Consider the following 11,461-nt stretch of genomic DNA (forward strand, 5'->3'; position numbering starts at 1 on the left):
GCTGTACCGATATTCTTAACGGTAAAGGTTTTGCTGAGACTGCCGCCAACAGTAATGCTGCCAAAGTCGATCGCACCTAGAGTACCATCAACAAGATCCGTTGTTCCGTCTAAAACTTGGATTTCTGTTGTTGCTGTGTTGTAAGTGACACTATTATCCGTACTGGTACTAACAGAATTCTGATTGCCAGCGACATCAGTAACGCCGTTAGCTTTGATGCTAGCAATGACATTACCGTTACTTGTAATACCGTTAACTGCGACGTTGTAAACCGGGCCGCTACCTGTGATGGTTGGCGTCAATGTTCCACTTGTTGTACTCGTACTCAAGTCAATATCACTCGCCTCAAAACCTGTGACTGGTTCGCTAAAAGTGACGGTAAAGTTGATGGGTAAATTGGCAGTTGGGTCTATTTGTGTTGTTGCTTGGTTGATAGTGACAGTTGGTGTTGTTAAATCAGCCGTCCAATTAGTTGAACCATTGACAGTTAAAGCATTGCTAACACTGTCAGCAATACCGGAACCAGCGGCGGTTAGAGTCAGTACATAACTGCCATCTGTGTTAGTTAAAGCTGCGGGAAGGTTTAAGGTGTAGCTGCTGCCACTACCAGAGATAGTTGCACCTGTGAGGGGAACTGCGGTACCGTTTCTAGTAAAAGTTAAATCTGGTAAGTCGAAGCCGGTGACGCTTTCGCTGAATGTGATGGGAATTGAGGCAACTGAAGTATTGCGCGGGTTGGGAGTGATTGCTGGAATAGTTACAGCAGGAGGAAGGGCGTCAATCGTTAGCGAATTTCCTGCTATGGGCGTACCCGTTTTTGGCAGAGGCGTGTTGTTGCCTATTGTTGCAAAAGTAATGTTAGGGAGAGTGGGTGCGGCTAAATTAATGGTTCGCCCCTCAGTGGCGGCAGTGGCGATATCAGCAGAGAAGAATAAATGGCCTGTAGTTCCGTTGTTGATGCTTTGAGAAAGTCCGCTAAAAACTAGGTTGCTACCCGATGCTACGGGTGCGAGTGCTTGTAGCTGTACATCATCCGCATTCCCGAAGATGGCATCGGGGGAATACCAGAGTTTGAAGCCGTTACTGGCAATGTCCGTAGTTTGATAAGTGCCTCCCGTTGGGATGGTTAAACCTGTGAATACAGCATTGATATTCGTAACAGCTAAGTCTATTTCGTAAAAAGGACGATTTGTGGCACCGCCTGTCACTGTTGCTGCCGCAACGGCGGGTGTAGTGACGGCGACATTGGGCAGAGATTTAAAAGGAATGTTAGGCCCGTAGATATTATTGTCATCTACGGGTGCCGCACCGCCACCTGCATTAGCGGCATTATTTGCTGTGCTACCAAAAAATACATCTGTCCCTGTTACGGTAGGCAGTGTGGTGGGCATCCCTTGGTTGTTGCCATTGGTGTTGGTGAGGGACTGCATGACAAAGATTGCCCCACCTTTGCCTCTACCTGGGTTTGCGCCTGTGCCACCAGTGGCTGTGTTGTTGGTAAATATGGTGTTGTTCAGGGTTAAAGAGCCTTGGCGGATAAACAGGGCACCGCCTAAGCCAGCACCGCCGCCGTACCCGTTGCCACCCCCGAAACCAGGGGTGGCACCGACGCCGGCATAGGTGCCACCACCACCACCACCATAGCCACCATTGCCGCGGAAGCCGCCACCGCCGCCGAAGCCACCAGGAGCAAACTGACCACCACCGCCACCACCGCCGAAGCCACCGCCACCGCCTGTGTTAAAATCCCCACCACCACCACCACCACCGCCACCGCCACCGAAGCCAGCAGCGGTAGCGATACTGGTGTAACCGATACTGCCGTTTCCAGCGAAACCTCCATAGGCACCAGAGCCTCCGTAGCCACCATTGCCACCGTTGCTATCACTGGCGTTGACGCCGTTGCCAAACATCCCGCCACCGCCACCGAATGGCCCGCCGCCGTTACCAAACATCCCGCCGCCGCCGAAGCCGTCACTAATTTGACTCCTCCCTCCCTGCGCTTGGTTGTTGCTAAAGGTGACGTTGCTAATGCCGATCGTGCCATCATAGATAAATAAGCCACCACCCATCCCAGCGCCACCACCAGCACTGCCAGTATCGCCCCCTTTAGCATTTGCTTGGCTGATGGTCATGTTAGAAAAATTCACAGTTCCCGACTTGACAAAGAAGGGACGAAAAGTGCTCCCGCCACTGACACTATTTGTATTGCCAATAAAATCAATATTGCTGTTAATTAGGGTTTTCATTACCCCTGTAACAGTGACATTTGTTTGGAGAGTAATAGTGTCATTGTCAGCCGCAGCATTCGCATCTAAAATGGCTTTGCTCAAGGTGCCTGCAACCGTGCCCGTCCCGTCATCGGTTGCCACCGTTACATTAAAATTCGCCAAGACATAATCATACTCTTGCATCGCCTCTGGATTAAACGGCACAGCGGCTTCTATCTTGCCCGTTGCTATTTCTAAATCCCAGTCGCCACCAGAGGCTGTATTTCCAGTCAAGTTCTCGGAAGCTGCTACATCGGCTTGAGTTAAGGCGCTCAATTTGTTGACAAAATTATTGCCGGATTCTCCCTTTGCTACATCGCATCCATAGAGCAAGATATCACCCTTTTCAGTCAGCGCATTTCCCCACTGTTTTATCTGACTGCTGAACTGTGCTAATTCATCTTGATTCAGCAAGTCTGAACCGAGTTTTATATTGCCTTCGCTACCGTGAGAAAGAATGTGAACTGCTTCTATATCTTTTTGATCTGCCAATGCTTGAGTAATTTGTTCGATGCCGCTGCGCTTGTCATCTACAATAATTGTTTCAGCGCCTTTGGCATCTTCGATTAGGCTTTGATAATCTTGTACAGAGGTGTCAACGAAAATAATTTGCTTAGTCATGGTTGATGTCCTGTTTTGATTTCAGTATTGTCAATCTGTTTATTTTGCTTTCGCTACAATGGCACTGGCTCGGCTATTTGTTGCCTCAGTCCAAAAAGATAAGCCATCAAATCGCTCAAACAAGTCCGGCGGTAAAATCGTTTTCCTGGGTTTGAACTCGACTTGTGAACGCACTTCATGCAGCCCTTTAGTATTTAGCTTTTTATCGAATTCTGATTCGTTATATTGCACATCCTCGAAATCATGTGCGTAAGGTGTTTCGCCCAAAAATTGATAAATCAGCGACAGGGTTTTATCTGGTTTTATTGTCAATAGCTCGTAATCTACCAGTAGGAGATATTCACTTTGTTCGCTGTAAAATGCTTCTTTGAGGGCGTTATACGCATAACCAACTAAACGCGAACCTTGGCTTAATGCCTCGGTGCGGCTGTAGACTGTAGCCCGTTCTGCTGGATTGTTAAATAACCTGGATACATCAAAGGCATTGCGCCGAATCAGTAACTCGATGCTGTCCATAATCCAAGCGATATTTCTGACACAGCAAATCACTTTTGCATCGGGAAATAATTCCTCAATTAGGGGTAATTTGCTGCACCAAAGGCGATTGGTATCAAAGATTACTTCTTTGTCTGTTTGCGGGTGGTAGTATGCCGAAAAGATGCCCAGAATCAATGCCCGTTTTTGTTCGTGGGAAATGAACGCGGAAAACTCGTTATCTTCGCTCATGGCTTCCAACATTCGATCGACTAAACCACCTACAGGGCTAGTCATGGCTGCGTGAAACCGGGGGTTTTGCCGCAGGATGGCTGCTAATAAGGTAGATCCCGATCGCGGCAGTCCTGAGATGAAGTGAATTTTCTGGGCCATTAAGTTACAATATCTTTAAGGTTGGGAAGTAGTCTGCACCTGAAGAGAAGAAGATGATCGCTTTTGCGGTCTTGCTGCAAGATATCACCCGATCGCCATTTGAATATTTTGTGGAAACAAAACTTTGCATCCGGCATCCCAGACCGTATTCGCTTTAAGCTGGATGTTGCATAACTTTACGAAATTAACGCCGAGAGTTTAATAAAATCTATCTTGCGGTAGGTGACAGTTAATTGGTTATGATGATATTTTTGTGAGTTAGAGAAAACTGCGCTTTCGATAAAAAATGATGACCTAGGTAGTTGCTTTTTGTAGCGAAGTCTGCAGTAATAATATACTGCAACCAAGAATTGGTTAAATAGAATGTCGATCGACATTCAGGGCGATCGAACCTATAATAATTTGATAGTTATGCAATTCTCAATTACCAGCCAAACAATCTAATTGTGCCTGCATTTGAGTTGTAACTAAATCGAAACAAGCATCAACATAATCGCGATCGCCCGCCGCCTCCTTTCCGTACCTCTCAAATACGATCGGTTCGCACACGCGAGTCCGAATTTGCACGGGAAAAGGCAGATTTGGCAAAGGCCCAATACTCAGTCCCCAAGGCAGTCCCAAATACACCGGAAACACCACCGGATCGATGCCAAACAACCACGGCATCCCCAATTCATGCAATTGCTTTGCTTCTTCGTAAAAATCCGCCAAAACTATTAAAGTATCGTGGGCACCGTGGGATATAATTGGTACAATTGGCACTTCTTCTCGCAATGCTAATTTAATAAATCCCTTGCGTCCGGCAAAGTAGATTTTATTACGCAAGTGATGGGGGCGAAAAGTATCTTGTGCGCCGCCCGGATAGACGAGAACCGGGGCATTTTTTCGCAAAGCTGCGATCGCCATTTTCGGATTCGCCTTCAGGGCACCGCACTGCACCGCCATGCTAGCAATATCAGGAGAAACTTGCCAAACCGTCGGGTGCATCAATCCGTAGGCCAAGCGTTCCGTGCCGTACCTGTGGAACCATTCGTACAGGAACATAAACATATCAGGAGCGGCGATTCCCCCGTTGTGAGAGCCGACAACGAGCATTTTTCCGCGTGCGGGGACGTGGTGCCACCCATCGCTTTGTACGCGAAAATAGTAGCGGTACAGCCATTCCCACAGCGGCAGCATCAGTTGGATGAAGTCGGGATTGCGATCGTCCAAAGATAAACCGTCAAAGGGATAGCTAGAGGATTTTTTATTAGTAGTTTTTGTCACTTTAAAAATATTGGGAATTGGGAAATTGGGAATTGGGAATTGGGAATTGGGAAATTGGGAATTGGGAAATTGGGAATTGGGAATTGCCAGCAAACAACTAATAACCAATAACCAATAACAAACAACCAATAACAAACAACCAATAACTAATCACAATTCAGCACAAAAGTCAATACAGTTTCATCAATTCCCTTGAGTTTCAACGGCTTATATTTAACAATCCGATCTTCCTCAACATAATCTGCAACCGCCGCCGAAATCAGCACAGAGTTTGGTTCCGCCACCTCTTGCAAACGGGCAGCAATATTCACGCTCGGCCCGATCGCAGTATAATCCGATCTGTCAGGCCCGCCAAACATCCCCACCACCGCAGTACCCTGGTGAATTCCGCAGCGAAACCGCACCGCAGGCACCCCGTTTTCCCCGACAATTCCCTGCTCCAACCAGCGCTCGTTAAGCTCGTTGAGAGCTCGCAGCATTTTTTTTGCAGCAGCCACAGCGCGGCGTACTTGCTCGTTAGGAGTTAGTTCCTCCGGCGCGCCAAACAGAGCCATTACCGCATCTCCAACAAACTTGTCCACCGTACCCCCACTATCAAAAATAGCCTTAGTCATTGCCGCCAAATATTCATTCAACAGCTCAGCTACCCGGCGCGAGCGCAGCGTATTTGCCATCTCAGTAAAACCGACAATATCGCTAAACAAAATAGTAATCAATCGCGGTTCCGGGCGCAAATCCAGCGCCAAATCTCCACCCGCAGCGGCTTTCACCATCGAAGGCGGCAAAAAGCGGCGCAGCACCGACTCGGTTAAATAACTGTTCAACTGCTGCACTCGGCGCTCGTTTTGTTTGAGAGCGATTAAATTCCGCACTTCTGCTAACAATTCGCGATCGTTAAAAGGCTTGGACAAATAAGCATCAGCTCCCCGTTCTACTCCTTCAATTCTAGTATCTTCGTCGGCTTTCGCCGTCAGCAAAATCACCGGAGTTCCCTTCAATTCGTCATCTTGTCGAATCATCTTAATCAAATCCAAACCAGAGATTAAAGGCATCATCAAATCAGTGACAATCAAATCCGGGAGGCGATTTTTTGCCACAGCAAATCCTTCTTCTCCGTTGCGGGCCAGCAAAACTGCAAAGCCGGAATCTCGCAGAATTCCCGACACGTAAAAGCGCAAGTCGGGATTGTCGTCAACTACCAAAACCGTGCCTGCTGCTGTTTCTGAACTAATCGGTTCTAGAGGTTGATGATTGTGATTTTCTGCCTCATCTTCGGACAAATCTGCTTCCACATCTGCCAGTTCCACCGCTGCTTTGGATGAATGAAACTCTGCAGGTATTTCTAGTACCCGTTCCGCGGGCAAGTGAGTGGAACCGAAGTGCAGCCAAACCGTAAAAGTAGTACCTTCGCCGTAAACTGACTCGACGGAAATTTGACCGCTGTGAAGTTCCACTAATTCTTTGACAAGCGCCAAACCTAAACCGCTGCCTTCGTAGGAACGGCTGGCAGAACCTTCGGCTTGGTGAAAGCGCTCGAATAAATAGGGAATTTGTTCGGTGCGAATGCCGATGCCGGTGTCTTTTACTTGGAGCAAGCAGTGAGCGCCTGCCGGTTCAACAGTCAGGGTGATTGTTCCGCCTTCGGGGGTGAATTTGACAGCATTTGATAGCAAGTTGTAAATCACTTTGTCAAATCTTTCAATATCCAAATAAAGTAAAGGACATTCTTGCAGTTGGGTAATTAATTGCAGTCCTTTTTTATCGCAGTAGGCGCGGAACGACTCTGCGGTAGAGTAACAGAAACTGACTAAATCGCAGGGGCGAAAACTCGGCTGCATCCGTCCGGCATCGAGCCGCTGCAAGTCCAGCAGTTGATTTACCAAGCGCAGGAGGCGGCGGGAGTTACGCAAAGCGATTACCGCTTGTTCGTAGGGTAAGTCTTCTTTGCGGCCGCAAGCTGATTCCAAAGGGCCGATGGTTAGTGTTAGAGGCGTGCGGAATTCGTGGGAGATATTTTGGAAAAATTCGGTTTTGAGCCGATCGGCTTCTAGGAGCCTTTCTGCTTGCTGTCTGGTAGTCTGGTAGAGGCGCGACTGCTGGACGGCTAGAGCCGCTTGAGTTGCCACTATTTGAGCCAGGTCAATATCTGACAGGTTCCAGGGGCGGGTGGTGCCATTTTGGCGGAGGGAAATGCTGCCGATGATTTTGCCTTCCGAGAGCAAGGGAACGACTAACAGGGCGCGGGCTGGCGATCGAACTTGCAGTTCTGTAACATTTAAATCGGGGCGTTCGTAGAGGTCTTCGATTGCCACCGGTTCTTTTGATACCATAACTTGCAGCAGCACCGGATTGCCCCGAATCGGCACCAAAGACTGCGGCAGGGAAGGATGGCTAAAAGTCCAGCCGCCATAGTTCCCAGCACTGACAGAATCCGTCCCCGGCGCAGGAGAATTGCCCGCTACCTCTGGATTGTTAAAACCCTGTTCTACAGCGACGGTATTCCTAGTTGTGTCGTAGAGCCCGACGCACTGGACGTATTCATCATCTTCTGTCCACAGAGATAGGGCGCAGCCGTCAACTTGCAAAGCTTGACCGAGTTGTTGAGTAATGGCTGCAAAAATATTTTGGGGGTCGAGGCTCGATCGAATTGCCGTAGTAATAGTATTGACTAAGGCCTCGCGTTTGGCCAGCGCCCGCACCTGTTCGTAAGCCCTGGCTTGAGAAAGCGCCAAAGCCGCTTGGTCGGCCACGGTAATTACCAACTGTACCTCGTGGTCTTGCCATTGGCGCGGTCGATCGAACTTGTGCAGCGCCAGCACAGCCATCAGTTCCATTTGGTAAAACAGCGGTACGATTAAGCTCGATCGAATATTCGCAGCTTGGTAAGCCTGCTGTCGCTGCTGATTGTCCCAGTTTAAAACTTTCTCGTCAGTTTGGGCATCTTGAATCACCTCCACATCCAGAGTTTCCCAAACCAAATCCGGCAGCCAATCCGGCGAAAGTCCAGAACCATCTCCGGGCCCGGCTTCCGGCGAACTGTAAACGAACAGTTCATCCGCCACCCTGCCGTTTTGGAAAGGTCGCAGCAGACAGCAACTCACCTCAAACATCTGCCCGACGGTTTCCACAATTCTTTGCAGCATTTGCTGGTAATTGGGAGCCGATCGGATAGTATTAGTAACGGCATAAAGCAGCGATTCTTGCGAGAGAGCCCGGCGCAGTTCATTGGTGCGCGCTTTCAGGATATTGTGAGTCTCAACAGCTTGAGTAACAATAATTTTGAGTTCTTCAGCATCCCAAGGCTTGGTAACGTATTTGAATACTTTGCCAGCATTAATCGCTTCCACTAAATCTTCAACATCCGTATAGCCAGTTAAAATAATTCGGATCACATCGGGGTATTGAGCCGCCGTCAGGCTGAGAAACTCCGTACCGCTCATTTTTGGCATTCGCTGGTCGGAGATAATCACAGCAACTTCTCCCTCTTTTGCCAAAATTTCCAGGGCGGCGGGGCCAGATTCTGCCCTGAACACTTTGTAGTCTCGATGGAAGGTGCGGTAAAGCAAATCGAGGTTATCCGGTTCGTCATCCACGACCAGAATTTTTAGCTTAGGATTTGATTGGGAATTCATGCACCGTTCTCCTGTGCCCCGGGGCTGTTCGATTTAATAAGTTTGTTGAAAGGAAGAATTCGCCGATTTCAATTGCTGAAGTCACAATAGTTCGTGAATCTGAAGTTGTTGTGAGTTGGTCGAAGCAAGAATCAACCTTACTTTTTGATACCCGATATCCAGTCCGGTCGATCGCCCGTAATATGGTAGGGGAGGGTTCACCAAAAATATCTGCCAACAATCTCCAATTTCAAAAACCCGCCCCGGCTTTTAATGGCGAGCGATTCGGACATGATATGAGTTTTCAATTCGGAATTCTTCTGATCCACAGTTTTCTCTCGTGCACCCTAATTTTATTATTTAATGATATTCACATAAACTCGTCTTGCGGGAAGTGCCCGCTTACCCCTCACCTCTATGAAAAAGAGGAAACACGAATCAGGCACTTTTAACAGCAGTCTGGATATCTCATAATATATAGGAATAACCGTCTTGATTGTGGGGTGCATCTGTTTTTTGCTTTCAGGTGCGCGAACGCTTCAAAAACTCGCTTTGGCTGATAGCAGCTCTGCGAACTTTTGAAGAGTTCGGACTGCTATCGCCACAAAAAAAAGCTTTTTGCCAAGTCCCAGATGCTCCCTAATTGTGAGTTGATTTACCAAATTTATGTATTATTCTCGCTCCTGTGTCTGTTTTATTTGGTATTTGAAAACTGCTGGCAGCACGATACAACAGACAACCAATATCTTCGCCTGTGTGTTTTAGACCGCCAAGGTTACAGCAAGTTTAACAGTCTGCTGCTCGATACTGTCGGCTAGCCTGCGCCCGTGGCCCTGAGTGATATTCGGGGGAGGCCCACAGACAGCACGGGCTGTGAGTGCGAGTGACGCAATTGCTGTACCATTTGAGTTAGACTTGCAGTTTTTCCCCGATATTGGCATCTTTTGTGCTGAGTGCAGATTTTCGACAAGTCAATTACTGCGGCGAAACACCGTAAGCTAGAGCGCCCATCTGTTAATCTTAGCTAGGGATGTACTCTGTGGAAACCGGTCAATTAGCTCGATCGAGATTTTGAGAGTCTCCATCGCCCGCAGCACAAGATAGATCCGTGAGGGAAAACCCCCGCAGACTCTTTCTGGCCATCCAAATTTAAATTGGACGGTGGGCAGAATACCCCAACACCGCAACAGGTAAAGCCATTTCGCGATAGAACGGCTTGCTGATTTCCCGCAACTGCTGAAAGCTGGGTTGCCCGGTTCTGTTGCCGGCGGCGAATATCCGACGCCCTCGCGGGCCTGATGTTAGTCTTGTCAGTCGTGGAGTTGGGCAATTACCGCTTGAGAGAAAAATTCTATTTGATTCCATCGGGTATTTCGGCCAACACACAGCGGCAGGGTTCCGGGAACCTGAAATTAAAACCTTTTTGATTGTTTTTAATATCTTTGCCGCTACCCACAAATTTAGTATTGGGGAATTGGTTTTCATTAATAGTAACTTGAGTCTTAAATGTCCAGAAATGGCACTAAACATCAAATATAACTTATATTAAAACATAAAATAATGTGATTTAATGGTGCGAATCAACGATGCCGATAAGTTACCTCACAATACCATAACATCAGTGAAGTTTCTCAGGCGGGCATCTGAGCAACGAGCGTAAAAAAAAATAATATAGTGACCTGGAATTGTGAATCCTTCTTTTTTTTCCTCACCCTCTCACCAACAACAAACTCGCGGACTTTCTGGCTTTTCGATCCGCGTCGCTGCGTCGAACGACTTGACACAGCTAGCCGATATTTTGGCTATGAGCTTTCACTCCCGCCAGGGGTTTGTAGAATGGGTGTATCCGGTGTTGCGTTTGGGCATTTACGAAGATTTAAAAAATCGACTGCGTTCTAAGGCAGAACATTACATTTGTCTGGTTGCTGAGCTAGTCACGCGCGAGGAAGGAATCCAGAATTATCGATCGCCCCGACTTGGGCCCGTAGCAGGAACAATAGAAATGGCTATGCGCGCTCGTTTCCCTTGGCAAACCCCCAGTTCAGACTATCCTTATTTGTCTAATTTAGCCGTTCACCCGGAGTATCGGCGGCAGGGAGTTGCTCAACAATTGCTAATTAACTGCGAGGAAACAGCAAGAGAATGGGGATTTTCGGAGATTTACCTGCACGTTTTGGAAAACAATCACGCAGCCCGACAGTTGTACTATCAAGCCGGCTATCGCTTGCAACAAGTGGATTGGCATTGGACTTATTGGCTGTTCGGTCAGCCGCGGCGGTTGTTTTTACGCAAGCAGATTTCGCTTTCACAAGCTAATTATGTGAAGCGATAGTGGGTAATTGGTAATGGGTTGTATTTGTTGATTTTAGGCGATCGCACAACTCTTATAAAATTGTTTCCATAGCTTCGATCTGCAATAGGAGGTACGATTTTATTGTGAAAAAAAACGTAATTTCTAGACTTATTGCATATATTTTTGATTGATATGTCAACCGCCGATTGAGGCAGATTAACGCAGATTAACGCAGATGTTTTGCAAGATAGGATCTAGCAGTTAGAGGTAAAAATCGAGTATTGATATCATGTCCGGTCGATTAATAACACAAATCTCCTGTAAGTTGCCAGAAAGAAGGAGGCTCTTCCTCCGCACCTGCATTACCAGGCAGAGCGAAAGTAACGAGCAATCGCTTAAGTTATTAAAATTTCATTCCTTATTGCGGTAAATCGATCGGAACAGTCAACAGTCAACAGTCAACAGTCAACAGTCAACAGTCAACAGTCAACAGTCAACAGTCAACAGTCAACAGTCAACAGTCAACAGTCAAC

The 11,461-nt window shown here is 47.6% G+C and carries 6 protein-coding genes; 2 read left to right on the forward strand and 4 right to left on the reverse strand.

Translation table 11 applies throughout. The features are described 5' to 3' along the window. The 4 genes from WBA89_RS22595 to WBA89_RS22610 all read right to left on the reverse strand — a co-directional run. On the reverse strand, positions 1 to 2,891 hold a 2,891-nt coding region (locus WBA89_RS22595; protein ID WP_424409612.1), incomplete at its 3' end, for a DUF4347 domain-containing protein. A gap of 39 nt (positions 2,892 to 2,930) precedes the next feature. Further along, positions 2,931 to 3,758, reverse strand: a complete 828-nt coding sequence (locus WBA89_RS22600; protein WP_424409613.1) for a sulfotransferase family protein — start codon at positions 3,756 to 3,758, stop codon at positions 2,931 to 2,933. Between the two features lie 420 nt (positions 3,759 to 4,178). Next, positions 4,179 to 5,042: a lysophospholipid acyltransferase family protein gene (locus WBA89_RS22605; protein ID WP_424409620.1), complete on the reverse strand. Its 864-nt coding sequence runs from the start codon at positions 5,040 to 5,042 to the stop codon at positions 4,179 to 4,181. Positions 5,043 to 5,170: 128 nt separating this feature from the next. Next, complete coding sequence (locus WBA89_RS22610; protein ID WP_424409615.1) at positions 5,171 to 8,656, reverse strand: response regulator; 3,486 nt, start codon at positions 8,654 to 8,656, stop codon at positions 5,171 to 5,173. 611 nt (positions 8,657 to 9,267) lie between these two features. Between WBA89_RS22610 and WBA89_RS22615 the strand changes: the two genes are divergently transcribed. Next, the gene (locus WBA89_RS22615; protein ID WP_424409617.1) at positions 9,268 to 9,453 is read left to right on the forward strand and encodes a hypothetical protein; all 186 of its coding nucleotides are present in this window, start codon (positions 9,268 to 9,270) and stop codon (positions 9,451 to 9,453) included. An 869-nt stretch (positions 9,454 to 10,322) separates the two neighbouring features. Beyond that, a complete protein-coding gene (locus WBA89_RS22620; protein ID WP_424409618.1) occupies positions 10,323 to 10,967 on the forward strand; it encodes a GNAT family N-acetyltransferase in 645 nt (214 codons plus the stop codon). Positions 10,968 to 11,461 lie beyond the last annotated feature (494 nt).

Origin of the sequence: Microcoleus sp. (assembly GCF_049646505.1) — a bacterium.
Lineage (GTDB): Bacteria > Cyanobacteriota > Cyanobacteriia > Cyanobacteriales > Microcoleaceae > Microcoleus.

Bases quoted from the DNA above. Each gene is read 5' to 3' on its own strand.
- WBA89_RS22610 (WP_424409615.1), bottom strand. From the start codon at position 8,656: ATGAATTCCCAATCAAATCCTAAGCTAAAAATTCTGGTCGTGGATGAC.
- WBA89_RS22600 (WP_424409613.1), bottom strand. From the start codon at position 3,758: ATGGCCCAGAAAATTCACTTCATCTCAGGACTGCCGCGATCGGGATCT.
- WBA89_RS22615 (WP_424409617.1), top strand. From the start codon at position 9,268: ATGCTCCCTAATTGTGAGTTGATTTACCAAATTTATGTATTATTCTCG.